This is a genomic window from Chromohalobacter canadensis, assembly GCF_029544075.1.
Lineage (GTDB): Bacteria > Pseudomonadota > Gammaproteobacteria > Pseudomonadales > Halomonadaceae > Chromohalobacter > Chromohalobacter canadensis_A.
The window spans coordinates 93,692-110,416 of record NZ_JAJQJH010000010.1 but is presented as its reverse complement, the minus strand read 5'-3'; the positions used below and the strand labels follow the sequence as shown (position 1 = coordinate 110,416).

Below are 16,725 nucleotides of genomic sequence, written 5' to 3'. Positions count from 1 at the left end.
TCTAGAGGTTCGAGGTCGATTAAATAAGATAGCAAGTCCATGTCTCGTCGCAGGGATTCTATATATGCGCTCAGTTATAAAGCTGGTGAGGCCACACCAGTACCTCAAGAATGGTTTTGTGCTGGTCGGGCCGTTATTTGCCCACCAGTGGGATCTGTTCACACTCTCTCAAGCGCTGATGGCCTTTCTGGCGTTCTGCTGCATGGCGAGTGCGGTGTATGTGCTCAACGACATCATGGACATCGAGGCGGATCGGGCCCACCCGGTGAAGTGTCGTCGTCCCTTGCCGAGTGGTGCCATTTCCACGCGTGTGGCCAAACGACTGCTTGGTGGGCTGATAGCCGCATCGATGATGCTAGCACTGTTGGTTAGCGGCTGGGTCACTCTGTTTGTGGCAACCTACTTTGTCATCAACATCTTTTACTCCTGGCGTCTTAAGCACATCGTGATCCTCGATGTATTCTTGATCTCGTCCGGCTTCATGTTGCGCATTCTGGCCGGCACGGTGGGGTTAGGCATCGCGCCATCCGCGTGGCTGCTGCTGTGCGGTTTGATGGTCACGCTGTTCCTGGGCTTCTCAAAGCGACGCGCCGAATTACTGATGCTGGAGAGTAACGAGCACTGCAACGGAGGGCTGACCCGACGTGTATTAGATGACTATAGCCCGGCCATGCTTGAGCAGTTCATCGCTGTCACTGCCGCATGCACGGTGCTTGCCTACGGCCTCTATACTGTTTCCCCAAAGACGATCGCCCTGCATGGCAGTGATGGATTGATCTACACCCTACCCTTCGTAGTGTATGGCATCTTTCGTTATCTTTACCTGCTGCATCAAAAGTCCAAGGGCAATGATACGGCCAAGGACCTGGTTATCGACCGCCATCTGTTGGCCACGGTCGTGGGCTGGGTGGGGTCGACCCTGTGGGTCTTAACATGACGGCGACAGTGAATTACCTGGAAGGGTGGCGGCTGCGGGCGCTGATCCTATCCATCGTGGCCGCCACCGCCGGCTATTTGGCGTTTTCCCTGTGGGGAGGCTGGAATGAGGTGGTAGCCGCTTTCGTGCAGATTGGCCTGGTAGGTACGCTGATCGCCCTGATCTTGTCGCTGATGAACTACGCCCTGCGGTTCTGTCGCTGGCAGCTCTACTTGTCGCAGCTGGGCCATCGCGTGGCCTGGCCGCCGAGCCTGCGAATCTATCTCAGTGGCTTTGCCCTGACCACCACGCCCGGTAAGGCGGGGGAGGCTTTCAGGGGCGTACTCCTCAAGCAGCGTGGGGTACCGTTTCCGGCGACCTTCGCTGCTTTCATCAGCGAGCGCCTTTCCGACCTCGTTGCCATCGTGCTGCTCACCCTGGTGGGGCTGGCCCAATACCCCCAGGCGCGGAGCATTGTGCTTGCCGGGGTACTGGGGATCGTGGTGGTGCTGGCTTGCTTGTCGAGCAAGACCCTGCTGGACCGGCTGCATCGTTGGGCCTCGGCTCGCCAGGGCAAGCTGATGGCCTTGGTGACCCATGTCAGCGAAATGCTGGGGGGCGCGCGCCGCTGCCATCGCCCCGGTCTTCTAGGCATAGCCACCGTGATCAGTGTGATCGCTTGGGGGGCGGAGGCGCTGGCTTTCTACTGGATGCTGGGCTGGCTCGATGCCGACATCTCCCTGTCGTTCGCCATCTTCGTTTATGCGCTGTCGATGCTGGCCGGTGCCCTGAGCTTCCTACCGGGCGGTCTGGGGAGCGCTGAAGCGGTGATGGTTTCGCTGCTGGTCCTCAAGGGCATGACTATGCCCGCCGCCATCGCGGCGACCGTATTCATTCGCCTGGCAACGCTGTGGTTTGCGGTGATGATCGGCTTGGTGGCGCTGATCCGCAGCCGTCATGGTGAATCACCTGCGGAGGAGACTGCATGACCGCCCCACGTTCATGGAACCGTCTGCCGCGCGTGGTTCCCGATGCGGTCCATGCGTTGACCCAACGCTCCGCCGGCGTGCCGGATAGCCTGCCCAGGCCGTTGCTGGCTTATGGCAGCGGGCGCAGCTATGGCGATGTGTGCCTGACCGAACAGGGTACGCTGCTGCTCACTCGAGGGCTCGACCGCTTCATCGAGTTCGATCCACAGCGTGGTGTGTTGCGCTGTGAGGCGGGCGTGACCCTGGCCGAGCTCCTTGCCCTGGTGGTGCCCCAAGGCTGGTTTCTGCCCAGCACGCCCGGGACGCGCCTGGCCACGGTGGGCGGCGCTGTCGCCAACGATGTGCATGGCAAGAACCACCATGCCGTGGGCAGCTTCGGTCACCACGTCCGTGCTCTGGAAGTATGGCGCAGCGATGGCAGCGTTATCGTGTGCCGGCCCGAGGACGACAATGGCTGGTTCTCGGCAACCATCGGCGGGCTGGGCCTGACTGGGCTGATTCGATGGGTCGAGCTGCAGCTGATGCCCATCCAGAACCCTTGGATGTGGGTCGAGTCGCAGCGCTTCGCCAACCTCGACGAGTTCTGGGCGCTCAACCGTCGTGCCGAGGCTCGCTGGCCCTATACCGTGGCCTGGATCGACTGCCTGGCCAAGGGCAAGGCTCAGGGCCGGGGGATATTGCTGGCCGGTCAGCATGCGGCGGCACAGGCCGAGCTGCCGGTGTTCAAGGAGGGCGGCAAGCGGATCCCCGTCGATCCACCGTTCTCGCTGGTCAATGGCCTGAGTCTGCGCGCCTTCAATACCCTCTACTACCGACAGCCTGTGAAGCCCCAGGGGTCACTGACCCACTATGTGCCGTACTTCTACCCGCTCGACGCCATTCAGGACTGGAACCGCATCTATGGGCGGCGTGGCTTCTACCAGTACCAGTGCGTGATTCCGCCCCGCGAGGCCGAGGCCGCTACCGCGGCGCTGCTCGATACCATCGCCAGGCGCGGGGAGGGGTCGTTTCTTGCCGTGCTCAAGACCTTCGGGAACAAGCCCTCGCTCGGCATGCTGTCGTTTCCGCGCCCCGGCACCACTCTGGCCCTGGATTTCCCCAACCGGGGCAACAAGACCCTGCGCCTTCTCGAGGAGTTGGATGCCATCGTGCGTGAGGCCGGCGGCACCCTTTACCCCGGCAAGGACGCCCGTATGCCGGCGAGCCTGTTTCAGTCCGGCTATACCCAATGGGAAGCCTTCAGCGATTATATCGACCCCGGCTTTTCTTCCCGATTCTGGCAGCGAGTGACCTCATGAACTCTCTCAATAGTGTGATCCTCTTCGGGGCGACCTCCGCCATTGCCGAGCAGACCGCCCGGCAGCTGGTTGCCCAGGGCGCCTCTCTCTACTGCGTGGGGCGCAACCGTGACAAGCTGATGGCCCTTATTGATGACCTCAAGGTACGGGCCAGCGACCAGCAACAGATCGATGGGTGTGCGGCCGATCTAACCGACAGCGATCAACATGCTCGGCTTATCGACGCTGGCGAGCGAGCGCTGGGCGGCATCGATGGCGTGCTGATCGCCCACGGCACTCTGCCGGACCAGCAGGCCTGTCAGTCGGACGCCGCCTTGACTCGCCAGGAGATCGAAACCAACGCCCTGAGCGTGATCAATCTGCTGACCCTGCTCGCCAACCAGTTCGAGCAGCAACAGTACGGCGTGATCGCCGTGATCAGCTCGGTAGCCGGCGATCGGGGGCGGCAGAGCAACTATGTCTATGGCGCCGCCAAGGGCATGGTCACGTTGTTTCTCCAGGGCCTACGCAACCGGCTGGCCAAGAGCAATGTCGACGTGGTGACCATCAAGCCCGGTTTCGTCGATACCCCTATGACCGCCGAGCTCGATAAAGGTGGGCCGCTGTGGGCCAAGCCTGAACAGATCGCCAAAGGCATCATCACGGCCATGCAGAAGGGCAAGGGCGAAGTGTACCTGCCATGGTTCTGGTGGGGCATCATGCTGATCATCAAGCATATCCCTGAAGCTATCTTCAAACGGATGTCGTTATGAATCAGTTTCCTGAGTTCGATGCTCGTCCCGTCGCGTTTTTTGACTTCGATGGAACCTTGACGACCGGTGATTCATTGATGCCGTTTCTCAAGTTCGTCGTCGGCACACCGATCTACTACGCCAAGCTTGCACTGCTGAGCCCAGTACTCGGTGCTTATTATGCGAAGCTACTGCGTAACGACATCGCCAAGCAAATCGTGCTCAAACAGTACTTAGGGGGGTACCACATTGATGAACTCTTTACACTTGGAGAGCGTTTCAGTGAAGAAGTGATCCCCACCATGCTGCGCCCAGAAGGCATGGAGCGTCTCAGATGGCACCAGGATCAAGGCCATGAGTGCGTGCTGGTGAGTGCCTCGATGAATGTTTACCTGAAGTCGTGGGCTAAGCGAGAACGTTTTTCGGAGGTGATCTGCACAGCGCTAGAAGTTGGCAAGGAGGGCCATGTATCAGGCAAGTTTCAGGGAAAGAATTGTCATGGTAAGGAAAAGCTGAAGAGGGTGATGAAGTGGCAAGTCAATTGTAGCCCAATAGAAATGTACGCATATGGTGATACATCTGGAGACATACCAATGCTAACTTATGTTGGGAACGGGTTTATTTTTACAAAAAAATCATTTAGAAGGGTTGTTTGATCATGGATAATACTAGCCACTTGGTTGTGAGGCGGGGGGTGAAGCTTTTTCCGTTAGGGGTTTTTTTAACCGTCTTTGCTGTTTGGCTGCTCTTGTTTTTATTTCTTGGGATTCACCACAAGCCAGCTGCTGGTGATGAAACTGACTATATTAATCGAGGCATTGAGTTCTTCGAGAATGGGTGGTCTGCGTTGTCAGATGGATGGCGGCCTCCGCTTTTGCCGTTACTTATAGCATTTTTTAATATTTTCGTGGATACAAGCTCCTTGCTTAACTTGGCAAGAATGACGAATATTGCATTTGTTAGTATGGTCCCAGCTCTTTGGTCTTATGAGTATATGGTAAGCGGTAAAAGGAAAAAATACCTTTTAATGGCAATGTTTACTTCGGCTTGGCCAGCATATTACCTTCTTGCATTTAGTGTTTATGCTGAGGCTGCTTCATTCCTTTTTTTGAATATCCTTATAATTATAACGCTCAGAATGAAAAACTCGGACAAATTCCTAGCCCTTTCTTTTATAGGGTTTCCTCTATGTTTGGCAGTGCTTTTTCTTTTTAAAGCAAATAATATATTGATATCTGTTCCCTTTGGCCTTTATATTTTGTTCTTTGGGGCTGGCAGTTTTGCTAAAAGGTTTTTTAGGGTGTCTGCTCTCGCGTTAATTACTGTTATGATGATTTCCCCATGGTTAGTTTTTTTGAAAAGCGAGATGGGGGATTGGGTTGCTACAACGACAGGCGGGTATAACCTTCTCGTGGGGACTGGGCACCATTCATTTGGAATGGCGCCCGACAACGAAGCAATACATAGGGAGTACTTGCTTAATGCATATGGAGGAGAGTTCCCTGAGATCTCTTCTGAAGAGGTCGCTTTAATAAATAGTCAGCCGAGCAAATATTTGATGGACAAAGTCTCTAAAGATATTGCTTTTCGCATATGGTCTGAAGATACTAAAAGGATGCTAAATCTGTCTTTTAGGAAGGTAATGCATTCACATGGCATGTCTTTCAGAGGGGCGGGGGACTTCATTGTATTTTCTTTCCTCTTGGTCTCTATCGCTGCATCTGTTGTTCTTTTATACAAAAATAAGTTTGTTGATATAGTTTTTCTCCATTGGTCAATGGCTTTGGCGGGGGGGTTGTTGCTTTCTTTTGGCTGCCTAATATAAGGTTCAAGATTTTCTATTTTGATACTACGGCATTCTATCTTATAGCATGCTTATTTTCTGTTATGGTTGGTGAGTTTAAGAGCTTTAAGCCTGAGTTCAAAAAAATTAGGTCCAGTTCCTGAGTGTTCGCCCTCTTACGGAGACTTGCCTATACTTGAGCTAGTAGATCATGGGTTTGTTTTCGAAAAGGGATGTTCTTCTGTTTCTTCTATTTAGGTGGGAAGAGTGGATATTAAATCAAATGCGTGGGGTGTTCGGGATGCCGGAAAAGTAAGTTTTATTCTGGTGTGTTCTTTTGTGGCGCTGATTGTCTGGGGCAGGTCGAGCCCCGACCTGTTTTTAAATGGCATTAGCTACCTGAGTGATTGGAAATATACTCATTACCTTTTTAATTATGACGATGGCTTTGTGAAAAGAGGAGTTATCGGGGAATCTCTAAAGACCCTTGTAGGGTATATTTCATATGATTTAGTCAATTTTGTCTCATATGTATCCCTCGGGGGGCTTTCCTTTTTGTTTTTTTTATTTGTTTCTAAGCCTTACGTAGGTTATGGGGGTAGGTTTGGTGCCTTCTTACTCATGATCTTTGCTGCTACTTCCCCAGCGACATTGCAACACTTCGCCTTTGATGTTGGAAGGTTTGATCTGATCATATATATAGTCTTTATACTAATTGTTTTATCAATAAAATTTCTTGCCGAAAGGAGTGTTTATGCAACTTTTGTTACTGTTGTTGCAGGTCTCTCTTTTGCTGTCCTAGTGCATGAAGCCGCATTTTTTATGATATTGCCTCTCACTCTTGTTTTTTGGAACTACATTGACCCCTCTAAAAAAGGGTTTGTTTTTCAAGGCATCAGTTTTGCAGCTATCTTTTTTATGACATTTTTGGTCTCTACGCGCGGAGGATATAGTGCGCTTGGGTTTGAAGATCACCTGGAAGTATTGAGAGGTGTTTATGGTGATAGGGTGGTTAGTAGTTCTCTTGCTGTTATTCATAACTCTTCTCTTGAGGAAAATATAGATAGAACAATAAGGCTTGGGTTTAGTTTTCCACGCTTAGTGCATCATGGGGCTCTTGTTTTCTTTATGATGCCTTTTGCGTACATGATGTATAAGCTTTACATGTCAATACGTGGTCAGGCTGATTTAAGGGTTAAGCTTATTTTTATAGCGTCACTATCTCCATTATCCCTTTATCCCCTGGGTCAGGATCATTTTAGGTGGTGGTCATTGGCCATAACAAATATTGTGCTGTCAATATGCTTTATTGTTTTGAGTGACAAGGCCATCCGAGATGGCATACTGTCATTTTTTGAAGACAGGGTGAGGCTAGTTTCCTTCGTTGTACTGTTTGGTTTTGTGTCTGGCCCTTTGGGTGTTACAGAAAGTTTTGATGTGGTTGTATATGCAGCAAAAATTGTGGGGTCTATTGTTCCTGGGTGATAAATAACTGCAGCACTCGTAGCGTTCATACACTCGACTATCTTGACTGACACCTTACTCTTCAACCGTGTCTGCCCCTGACGCCGGTGCCTCGTGCACCGGCGTTTTTTGTTATCGCCTTGGCGTGGCGCTATCAGCCGGGAGGGAAAGCCTGCTGCGCGAAGGGGAGAGGTCGGGGCGTGGGGTTTGCTCACTGGAGACGCTGGGATACGCTTGTCGCCCGTTTACATCCATGACACAACCCGGCGCCGCATAATGCGAATATGGCCACATCGCGTAAGACGATTCTTCAAGGCATTGCTACCCAAAACACTGTTGGGGCGTTTGATCCTTGGCACCGGCGTGGGCTGGAGTGTGTTGGTCATCGCCATCCTGTGGGTATCGATGCGTGGCGGTAGCGGCCTCGCCGAGGAGATCAATCGGGCGCACCTGGATTACGAAGCTTCGCTGATCGCCCGTAATATTCAGCAATCCATTTCGTTGCGACTCGATACGCTTAAGACCATCGCCTCCTCGCAAGCGGGGGCACTGCAGGGCGATGTGCCGCTGGCCGAAGACAGCGACGCGGACGTGCAGGCGCGTTTGAGCGACCACACGGCGCTGTTGGAGTTGTTCGATTCGGCATTCGTCGTCGATGCCGAGGGGGATGTCATGGGCTTCACGCCGTCGTTGCCGGGCGCCGTGGGCTTGAATGTGGCCGACCGTGAGTATTTTCGCTTCGTCGAGGAAGTGGGTCGTCCCTTCGTGGGCCGCCCGATCATTAGCAAACTCCACGATAGCCGCCCGCTGGTGGTGATGGGCGTGCCGCTCACAGATGCACAGGGCCGTTTCGCGGGCATGCTGGGTGGCGTGGTCAATCTGCGCGACGGACGCTTCTTCCTCGACCTGCGCAGCCTGCGCATCGGCGAGGAGGGATATGCGGTGTTGATGACCAGTGATGGGACGGTGCTCAGCCATCCCGATAGCTCCCTGATCATGCAGCATATCCCTTCCACGCTTGAGAGTCCGGTGCTCGAGCAGGCACTGGATGGTTGGCAGGGCACCGGTACCGGTCATCTCGTCAACGGTGAGCCGGCGTTGATGAGTTACTACCAGGTTTGGAAACCGGACTGGGTCGTGGGTGTCTTCCAGCCGCAGAGTCAAACGCGCCAGCCGATTATCGACTACGTGCGACGTCAATGGTGGGTGGCCGTGGCCGTAGTGCTGTCGATGCTGCCCTTGTTGTGGTGGTTGCTGCATCTGGGGCTTTCACCGCTCCGGCGCCTGGCGCGTCAGATCGCGCAAGTGGGGCGAGGGGATATCACGCGGATTTCCTTGGATACCTCGCTGGAGGAGTTGCGGCGTATCGCCCAGACCTTCAATAGCGTGGAGTTTGAGCGCAATCGCGAGCGTACGGAGCGACGCAGCCGCCAGGCCTATCTCGATGCGGTGTTGAGTTCGTCGCCGTTGCCGATGTTCCTGGCTGATATCAATGGCCGTATCAGCTATGTCAATCCGGCCCTGGAGGCCTTGACAGGGTTGTCGGCGGCGTCGTTCCGGCATCGCGCCTGGTTGCGTCGTCTGCATCCCGAGGATCGTTCGGTGATGTATGCGCTATGGCGCGACGCGAGGGATGGCGGCCACGAGCTGCATCGTCATATGCGTTTTTCCTGCGGAGCGAGGGGCATGATGTGGCTGGAACTTTACACTAGCCAGGTGATGAACGACGGCCAGCCTCAGGGGGTAGTGGGCTTCATCAAAGACATCACCCACCTACGTGAACAACAGAAACGTCAGCTCTGGGAAGCCGAACACGACCCATTGAGCGGTCTGCTCAACCGGCGTGGCTTCGATCGGCGTCTGGAGGAAACCTTCCATGTCTTCCAGGAGCGTGGTGAGAACGCATCGTTGATCCTGTTCGATCTGGATAGCTTCAAGCCCATCAATGACGAAGGTGGTCACGCCCTGGGCGATGAAATGCTGTGTGCGATCGCTCGCTGTCTGGAAGGCTGTGTGCGCCGCGACGATCACTTAGCGCGCTTGGGCGGTGATGAATTCGCCATCCTGCTGCCTGGGTGTGGCAACGCGCAGGCCGTGCGCATCGCCGAGCAGGTCCGCCATGCAGTAAGCGAGTTGTCGGTGCTGCGCAAGGATAAGCGTTATCGTGTCACTGTGAGCCTGGGGGTTTCATGCCTGGGCGCCGATGACAGCGACGCGCAGGCGATGGTCAAGCGCGCCGATGCGGCGAGTTATGAGGCCAAGGCTGAGGGTAAGAACCGCATGATGAACGATGCCCGTTGCGAATGACGCTGCGCCCTGTGTGCAATACGCACCTGTATACAACATAAGAGAGGAATGGCGAGACGATGAAGCACGATACTCTGGTGTTGGGTGCGGGCATGGTGGGCGTAGGCGTGGCCTATCACTTGGCGCGCCGTGGCCGCCGGGTGGGGTTGGTGGATCGCCGTGCGCCGGGCCGTGAAACCTCTTACGGTAATGCCGGCATCATCCAGCGTGAAGCAGTGGCGCCGCATGCCTTTCCGCGTGACATGCACACGCTGTGGCGTGTGCTGGGTAACCAGGGCGTGGATATTCGCTATACACCGTGTGGCGTGATGCAGGCGGGGCGTGCCCTGTGGCAGTACTGGCAGAACAGTGCGCCTGAGTCCTATGCGCGGATCGTTCCCGAATATGCCTCGCTGATCGAGCTGTCGATCACGACGCATGCGGAGATGATCGAGGCATCGGGCGCCGAGGCATTGATTCGCCGTGACGGGTGGATGGAAGTCTTTCGCACGCCGGGGGCGCTGGAGACGCGCTTCAGCGAAGCACGGGTATTGAGTGAGCGTTTCGGTCTGGCGCACGACACCTTGGATGCAGGTGAATTGCGCGAGCGTGAGCCCGATCTGGACGCCCAAGCCATCGGGGCCGTGCATTGGCGTGACCCTTGGAGCGTAGCCGACCCCGGCGCCTTGGTGGCAGCCTACGCACGGGCTTTCGAGGCCGAAGGCGGAGAATGCCTGCAAGGCGAGATCCAAGCAGTTACACGCCACGGTGAGGGGTGGCGCGTGACGACGGACGCCGGCACCTTCGAGGCACGCGATATCGTGCTCGCGTTGGGCCCCTGGGCGGATGAGTGGCTGGCCACGCTGGGGTATCGCCTGCCGCTGTTCGTCAAACGCGGCTATCACATGCATTACGCCACGCGTGACGAGGCGACATTGCACCATTGGTTGCTGGATGCCGAGACCGGCTATCTGCTGTCGCCGATGCGCGCGGGCATTCGCCTGACCACCGGCGCTGAGCTGGCACCGCGTGACGCGCCTGCCGGTTATGCTCAGCTCGAAGCGGCTGAAACTGCAGCGCGGGGCTTATTCCCGCTTGGGGAACGCCTCGAGTCACGTCCCTGGAAAGGGGCGCGTCCGTGTACACCGGACATGAAGCCCATTATCGGCCCGGCGCCACGCCACAAGGGGTTATGGTTCGCGCTCGGTCATGCCCATCAAGGTTTTACGCTGGGACCTGCGACTGGACAGCTTCTGGCCTCGATGATGGAAGGTGAGGTGCCGGCCATCGAGATGGAGCCCTTCAGTGCCGAACGTTTCCTCTAAGCTTCGCTCAGGTTGCTCGATTCAACTTTTCTGATCCACTGCCGATAGTGTCTGCATAAGCGTCGCGGGCGAGCCGATAAGCCCCGCGTTAGCGTGCATCACTATTAAAAGAGGCAGGGATACATGAAGGTTCATTACAGGGGGCTGGCGGGTGCATTAGCGCTCGCCCTGGTCGCCATGCCGGCCATGGCGGAGGTCAAGGTCGGGATGGTCGCGCCCTTCAGCGGGGCGGCGTCATCGCTGGGCGAAGGCATGAAACGCGGTATTGAGGCGCGCTTCGCCGAGGCCAACGAGTCGGGCGGTGTGCATGGCGAGACGCTGACGTTGGTGACACGCGATGACGGTTATGAGCCGTTGCGCTCGGCCAAGGCGACACGCGAGCTTCTGGAAGACGACGATATATTGGCGATGCTGGGCAATGTCGGTACGCCCACCGCAATCGTCAACCTGCCCATCCTGCTCGACCACGAGATGCCGCTAATCGGCGCACTCACCGGCAGCGGTGTCTTGCGACAGTCCCCGCCGGATCGCTATGTCTTCAACTATCGCGCGAGTTATGCCCAGGAAACCGCGACGATGATCGAAGGCTTGCTGATGGCCGGCATCGCCCCCGAGGAGATCGCCTTCTTTACCCAGGCCGACGGTTACGGCGATGCCGGTTACCAAGGCGCGCTGCGCTCGTTGGCCAATCACGGTTATTCCCACCCCGAACGCTTGGCACATGGACGCTATACGCGTGGCACGCGCAACGTTCATCGTGGGCTCGCCAATGTCTTGCAGGCACCCGTTACGCCTAAGGCAGTGATCATCGTGGGCACCTACGGGCCGGCGGCGGATTTCATCCGCGAAGCCCGCAAGGACCTGCCCGATGCGCTGTTTCTCAATGTCTCCTTCGTGGGTAGCCAGGCGCTGCTCGATGAGCTGGGCGATGCCGCCGAAGGCGTGATCGTGACCCAGGTAGTGCCGCCACATACCTCGGACCTTTCCGGCGTCGAGGCATATCGCGCCGCCTTGCAGGCCAACGATACCGACAGCGGCGGCGATTTCGTGTCGCTGGAGGGCTACATGGCGGCGTCGCTGTTCATCAAAGGGCTCGAAGCGGCCGGGGCCGATGCCGATCGCGAGGCCCTCGTCGATGGCCTGCAAGGTTTGGGCGACATCGATCTCGGTATTGGCAAGTCACTGACGTTGGGTCCCAAGGATCATCAAGCGAGCAATTCCGTATGGACCACGCGTATTCACGACGGCCAATTCGAACCTGTCGATTGGTTCACCTTGCTCGATGACGGCGCGGCCAAGGAGTAACCCCATGAAAAAGAGTTTGAGCCTACGGGCGATGTTGATCGGGTTGTTCGTGGCCGCGGTGCTCGGCGCTTTGATTCCCGCGGCGGCAGGATTCTTGTCCAACCAGCGGTTGATTGAAGCGCAGCATCTGTTCACTGACGAGATATTGCCGCAGCAGGCGGCCAGTCGTGACATGAGCGATGCGTTGACGCGCTATCGTCAACGCCAGTCGGACCTGCTTGCCGCCGACAGCGAGGCTGCCTTCGATGATGTCGTCGACCAGGCCGAAGCCGATGAAGCCTTCACGGCGGGGCGTGGACGGCTCGCTGCATTGATTGGCGACGATAACCAGGCGTTGTTCGAGACACTGGATAGCGATTACGCCGACTTGCGCCAGGCCGATACCGCACTGGAAGAGGTGCGTCGCGAAGACGTGGCGCTGACCGCCTCCATGCGTACGCGTATCGCCGAGATGCAAGATAAGATCGGCGAAGTATTGACCGACGCCGAATCGATGGCGGGGCGTGCGACCCTCGAGGACGTACGTCAACAACGGGCCCTGATCCGGCGCATCCAGTCGATGCAGGACGATGGGCTGTCGATGGTGCTGATCTCGATGCTCGAAACGCTGACGGAGCGGCGCGCCAACATCGCCGGACTCAGCGGCGATGTGCAGATGCTAGTGGCGCAGTTGGCCGACCAGGGGCGTCAACTGATGCAGGTCGATAGTCACGATGCGTTGGTCGACCTGCGCTATAACCAGATCGCTCAGCAGATTTCGCGGATTCATCAGGCGTTGGCGAGTATCGAGGGCGCGGTAGGGGCGACGCCGGCCCAGCAGCAAAGTGCCGGTCAGTTGGAAGATGTCGTGACCGAACTGAATGAATTGATGCTGACGGGCGACAACGCTGTTTATGCGTTGCGCGATCGTCAGCTTGGCTTGCGCGAGCGCTCTCAACAGGCCTTGGCGGGCGTTTCCCAGGCAATGGACGGCATGGGCGAGAGCCTGGAGCGCGTCGAGGCCTATGCTGCCGAGCGTGCCGATGAAGCCGCCGAACAAGCTGCCGCGACGGCGCAGGCCGGGCGCGTATTGCAGCTGGTGGTGCTGCTGATCGTGATCGTGGTGCTGGCGGCGGTAGGTTGGCGCGTGATGACACGCGTGCTCAAGCCCATCGGTGAAATGCGTCGCCAGATGGAAAGCATTAGCGGGGCGGCGGGACAAACCGGTGATCTGTCGATGCGTTTGAAGGTGCGCCATGGCGATGAAATTGGTCATACCGCGCAGGCCTTCAATCAGATGATGGTGACCTTCGAGCGGCTGATTGCGCAGATTCGCGACGGGGCCGAGTCGGTGGCGTCCAGCAGTCGTCAGATCGCCTCCGGCAATCAGGATCTGGCGCAACGTACCGACGAGCAGTCTTCGTCGCTGGCCGAAACGGCGGCGAGCCTCGAGGAAATCACCGCGACCGTGAAGCAAACTGCCGACTATGCCCACCAGGCGCGCGACATGAGCCATGGGGTCGGTCAGCGCGCCCGTGAAGCGGGCGACGTGGGTGATCGGACGCATAGCGCGATGCAGGAGATTCGCGAATCCAGTGCCAAGATTTCCACGATCGTCGAGGCGATCGACTCCATTGCCTTCCAGACCAATCTGCTGGCCTTGAACGCCTCGGTGGAAGCGGCCCGCGCCGGTGAGCACGGTCGTGGTTTCGCCGTCGTCGCCGAGGAAGTGCGTCGTCTTGCCAGCCGTAGTGCCGATGAGGCCGAGCAGATTCGCCACTTGGTCAAGGACAGCGTGGCCAAGGTGGGTGAGGGCGCTAACCTGGTCGAAGAGACGGGAGGGCATCTGCGCGAGATCGTCGATAGCGTCGACAAGGTATCGCAGTTCGTCTCCGAAATCGCCGAGGCCACGCAAGAGCAGTCGACGGGGATCGACCAGATCAATCAGGCGATTGCTCAGCTCGACCAGGTGACCCAGCAGAATGCCTCGCTGGTGCAGGAAGCCTCCTCGGCCAGCCTGTCGCTGGACGAACGGGCCAACGACATGCATGTGCTGGTGGGACGCTTCAAGGTGAGCGGTTCGGCCTACTCGGAAGACGACGTCACGGACGACAGCGCCTCGCCCAAGGCGTTACCCGCAACGTGATCGTAGCTTGCCAGCCCCGTCCGGGCTGGCATGAAGAACGCCTTCACTGCCTAGCGCGGTGAAGGCGTTTTTGGTGATACCGAAGAACGCTGATGCATTGGCTTAGCGGTGAGGCTTAGCGAAGAGCGCCGAAGGTTCCAGCAAGCAAGCCTTGTGCTTGAGTGTCGATGGCGAATAGCGCACCGGCATCGGGTTGCGCCGCGAGCGCTGCATCGTCGAGCCCCTTGCGTGCGGTGGTGATGTAGAGAGTGGAAAGGTCGGGGCCACCGAAGGTGCAACTGGTGATGTTGGCGACGGGCATGGGGATTTCTTCGCGCAGTTGGCCTTGGCTATCGAATATGCTGATACGCCAGCCGCCGAATTGGCAGACCCAGAGGTTGCCGTCGCGGTCGGTGGTCATGCCGTCGGGGCAGCCTTGATCCTGGGGGATGCGGATGAAGGGTTCACGGTCCGAAAGGTTGCCATGTTCATCCACGGCGAATCGATAGATGAGGCGTTCCAGCGTGTCTGTGTGGTAGAGCCAATCCCCCTGAGGTGAGAGCACCGGGCCGTTGGTGACGATGTATCCGCTGTCTTGGCGTTGGCAGTCGCCGTCGAGACGCACGCGATAGAGCGAGCCGCTAGTGTGGCCCTCGGCGTCGTCCATGGTGCCGCACCATAGCGTGCCGCTGGTATCGACGACGGCATCGTTGAAGCGGTTTCCGGGAAGCTCAGGCTCGGGGGTGAGCCACTTTTCGAGCGTACCTTCGGGCAGTTGAAGACGCGCGATGGCGTGTCGTAGCGTGACGATGAACCCACCTTCGGCGTGACGATGCACGCTCGTGATTTCCTCGTCGAACGACCACTGGCGCACGTTACCGCCGGCTAGACACTGGAGCTGGTGGCCTTTGATATCCACCCAGTAAAGCGCTTGTTCCGTGTCGTCCCATAGCGGCCCTTCACCAAGGATGTTGTGGGCCGGATGGACGACGCGCGGTGTTGCCTGCGGAGCTATGAGTGTAGGCATCGTGACCTCCTGGGGCCAAAAACAAAAAACCGGTGTCGGAGTTTCCTCCGACACCGGAATAATGGCAATTATGCGTAAGCCATGTCTTCGAGTTCACGTCCCTTCGTTTCGCGGACGAATTTGATGACGAAGAAGATCGAGATGACCGCGCAAATGGCGTAGAAGCTGTAAGCGCCGGTCAGGCCGATGGAGGCGAGCATGATCGGGAAGGTCATGGTGATGGCGAAGTTACTGACCCACTGGAACAGACCAGCGACGGCGAGCCCTGAGCCACGTACCTGGTTGGGGAACATCTCGCCGAGCATGACCCACATCACCGGGCCCCAGGAGCTGTTGAAGAAGAACACATAGGCGTTGGCAGCGATCAGCGCGAGCACGCCGTTGCTATCGGAGAGCTTCAGGCTACCATCGACCATTTCGGCGGTGGAGAAAGCATAGACGAGAATGGCGAGCGTGATGGCCATACCGACGGAACCGCCCCACAGCAGCGGCTTACGTCCAATACGGTCGATCAAGGCGATGGCGCCGAAGCAGGCTGCGATACTCACCGCGCCACTGATGACGTTGATCAGCAAGGCATCGCCTTCGGAGAAGCCCACGGCTTGCCAGAGGACGGCACCGTAGTAGAAGACGACGTTGATCCCCACCAATTGCTGGAACACGGCCAAGCCGATCCCGACCCAGACCAAGTTGATTACCTTGCCGGTCTTGGGATTGATCAAGTCGCTAAAGCGTGGCTTGCGCTGCTCGGATAGAGAGTCGCGGATTTGAGCCAGGCGCTCTTTGGCGTCGCTTTCGTTATAGATCATGTGCAGCACGTGTTCGGCACGATCGTCGCGACGCGCGCTGACCAGATAGCGCGGGCTTTCCGGAATGAATAACAGCGCCACCAGGAAGATCGTCGCGGGGATCAGTTCCATCCAGAACATCCAGCGCCAAGCGGTAAAGCCGAACCACAATTCGGAGGTGGAGCCCCCGGCGACGTTGGCCAGCAAGTAGTTATTCAAAAACGAGAAGAAAAGCCCCGAGATGATGGCGACTTGCTGGATGGTAGCGAGGCGTCCACGCAGGTGTGCGGGAGCGATTTCGCTGATGTAGGCCGGTGCCATGACACTCGCGGCACCCACGGCCAAGCCACCCAGGATGCGATAGATGACGAATTCCAGTGAGCCACCGGCGACACCCGAGCCCCAGGCGCTGACGATGAAGAAGATGGCGGCGACCAGCAGCAGGGTACGACGGCCGTACTTATCGGCCAGACCACCGGCAAAGAACGCCCCCACTGCACAACCCAGCAGCATGGAGGCAACATTGAAACCGGTGCCGACGCTGTCGGAGTTGAACGAGTTTTGCAGGCCATCGACGGTGCCGTTGATGACACCGCTATCGAAGCCGAACAGGAAGCCGCCGATGGCGGCGACACAGCAAGTGAGGAAAACGATAAGGGAACGTTGCGAATCGCTATATGTTGGCATGGTGTGCTCCGTTGTTGTTGGG

13 protein-coding genes are annotated in these 16,725 nt (G+C 57.5%); 11 read left to right on the top strand and 2 right to left on the bottom strand.

What is annotated here, in order from left to right; translation table 11 throughout:
- Positions 1 to 64 precede the first annotated feature (64 nt).
- The 11 genes from LUN51_RS12795 to LUN51_RS12745 all read left to right on the top strand — a co-directional run bounded on the left by LUN51_RS12795 (position 65) and on the right by LUN51_RS12745 (position 14,222).
- Positions 65 to 937, top strand: a complete 873-nt coding sequence (locus LUN51_RS12795) for a decaprenyl-phosphate phosphoribosyltransferase (protein ID WP_277811568.1) — start codon at positions 65 to 67, stop codon at positions 935 to 937.
- Positions 934 to 1,905, top strand: coding sequence for a lysylphosphatidylglycerol synthase transmembrane domain-containing protein (locus tag LUN51_RS12790; RefSeq protein WP_277811567.1), 972 nt, complete (start codon positions 934 to 936; stop codon positions 1,903 to 1,905). The genes LUN51_RS12795 and LUN51_RS12790 overlap by 4 nt, the downstream gene beginning before the upstream one ends.
- Complete coding sequence (locus LUN51_RS12785; RefSeq protein ID WP_277811566.1) at positions 1,902 to 3,203, top strand: FAD-binding oxidoreductase; 1,302 nt, start codon at positions 1,902 to 1,904, stop codon at positions 3,201 to 3,203. The genes LUN51_RS12790 and LUN51_RS12785 overlap by 4 nt, the downstream gene beginning before the upstream one ends.
- Entirely contained in the window at positions 3,200 to 3,955 is a 756-nt protein-coding gene (locus tag LUN51_RS12780) for an SDR family oxidoreductase (RefSeq protein WP_277811565.1), read from the top strand. Before LUN51_RS12785 ends, LUN51_RS12780 begins: the two co-directional genes overlap by 4 nt.
- Entirely contained in the window at positions 3,952 to 4,590 is a 639-nt protein-coding gene (locus LUN51_RS12775) for an HAD-IB family hydrolase (RefSeq protein WP_277811564.1), read from the top strand. The genes LUN51_RS12780 and LUN51_RS12775 overlap by 4 nt, the downstream gene beginning before the upstream one ends.
- 2 nt (positions 4,591 to 4,592) lie before the next feature.
- Entirely contained in the window at positions 4,593 to 5,759 is a 1,167-nt protein-coding gene (locus LUN51_RS12770) for a hypothetical protein (RefSeq protein ID WP_277811563.1), read from the top strand.
- 225 nt (positions 5,760 to 5,984) lie between these two features.
- Positions 5,985 to 7,202 (top strand): hypothetical protein, encoded by a 1,218-nt coding sequence (locus LUN51_RS12765; RefSeq protein ID WP_277811562.1) that lies wholly within the window; start codon positions 5,985 to 5,987, stop codon positions 7,200 to 7,202.
- Positions 7,203 to 7,457: 255 nt separating this feature from the next.
- The gene (locus LUN51_RS12760; protein WP_277811561.1) at positions 7,458 to 9,488 is read left to right on the top strand and encodes a sensor domain-containing diguanylate cyclase; all 2,031 of its coding nucleotides are present in this window, start codon (positions 7,458 to 7,460) and stop codon (positions 9,486 to 9,488) included.
- Positions 9,489 to 9,547: 59 nt separating this feature from the next.
- Positions 9,548 to 10,792 (top strand): NAD(P)/FAD-dependent oxidoreductase, encoded by a 1,245-nt coding sequence (locus LUN51_RS12755; RefSeq protein WP_277811560.1) that lies wholly within the window; start codon positions 9,548 to 9,550, stop codon positions 10,790 to 10,792.
- Positions 10,793 to 10,915: 123 nt separating this feature from the next.
- Positions 10,916 to 12,097 (top strand): ABC transporter substrate-binding protein, encoded by a 1,182-nt coding sequence (locus tag LUN51_RS12750; RefSeq protein WP_277811559.1) that lies wholly within the window; start codon positions 10,916 to 10,918, stop codon positions 12,095 to 12,097.
- Positions 12,098 to 12,101: 4 nt separating this feature from the next.
- Positions 12,102 to 14,222, top strand: a complete 2,121-nt coding sequence (locus LUN51_RS12745) for a methyl-accepting chemotaxis protein (protein WP_277811558.1) — start codon at positions 12,102 to 12,104, stop codon at positions 14,220 to 14,222.
- 115 nt (positions 14,223 to 14,337) lie between these two features.
- Here LUN51_RS12745 and LUN51_RS12740 read toward each other — a convergent pair whose 3' ends face one another.
- Positions 14,338 to 15,228: an SMP-30/gluconolactonase/LRE family protein gene (locus LUN51_RS12740; protein WP_277811557.1), complete on the bottom strand. Its 891-nt coding sequence runs from the start codon at positions 15,226 to 15,228 to the stop codon at positions 14,338 to 14,340.
- Positions 15,229 to 15,296: 68 nt separating this feature from the next.
- On the bottom strand, positions 15,297 to 16,703 hold the full coding sequence (locus LUN51_RS12735; protein WP_277811556.1) for a sugar porter family MFS transporter: 1,407 nt from the start codon (positions 16,701 to 16,703) through the stop codon (positions 15,297 to 15,299).
- Between the last annotated feature and the right edge of the window lie 22 nt (positions 16,704 to 16,725).

Bases quoted from the DNA above. Each gene is read 5' to 3' on its own strand.
- LUN51_RS12760 (WP_277811561.1), top strand. From the start codon at position 7,458: ATGCGAATATGGCCACATCGCGTAAGACGATTCTTCAAGGCATTGCTA.
- LUN51_RS12795 (WP_277811568.1), top strand. From the start codon at position 65: ATGCGCTCAGTTATAAAGCTGGTGAGGCCACACCAGTACCTCAAGAAT.
- LUN51_RS12780 (WP_277811565.1), top strand. From the start codon at position 3,200: ATGAACTCTCTCAATAGTGTGATCCTCTTCGGGGCGACCTCCGCCATT.
- LUN51_RS12775 (WP_277811564.1), top strand. From the start codon at position 3,952: ATGAATCAGTTTCCTGAGTTCGATGCTCGTCCCGTCGCGTTTTTTGAC.
- LUN51_RS12735 (WP_277811556.1), bottom strand. From the start codon at position 16,703: ATGCCAACATATAGCGATTCGCAACGTTCCCTTATCGTTTTCCTCACT.
- LUN51_RS12790 (WP_277811567.1), top strand. From the start codon at position 934: ATGACGGCGACAGTGAATTACCTGGAAGGGTGGCGGCTGCGGGCGCTG.
- LUN51_RS12785 (WP_277811566.1), top strand. From the start codon at position 1,902: ATGACCGCCCCACGTTCATGGAACCGTCTGCCGCGCGTGGTTCCCGAT.
- LUN51_RS12755 (WP_277811560.1), top strand. From the start codon at position 9,548: ATGAAGCACGATACTCTGGTGTTGGGTGCGGGCATGGTGGGCGTAGGC.
- LUN51_RS12770 (WP_277811563.1), top strand. From the start codon at position 4,593: ATGGATAATACTAGCCACTTGGTTGTGAGGCGGGGGGTGAAGCTTTTT.
- LUN51_RS12740 (WP_277811557.1), bottom strand. From the start codon at position 15,228: ATGCCTACACTCATAGCTCCGCAGGCAACACCGCGCGTCGTCCATCCG.
- LUN51_RS12750 (WP_277811559.1), top strand. From the start codon at position 10,916: ATGAAGGTTCATTACAGGGGGCTGGCGGGTGCATTAGCGCTCGCCCTG.
- LUN51_RS12745 (WP_277811558.1), top strand. From the start codon at position 12,102: ATGAAAAAGAGTTTGAGCCTACGGGCGATGTTGATCGGGTTGTTCGTG.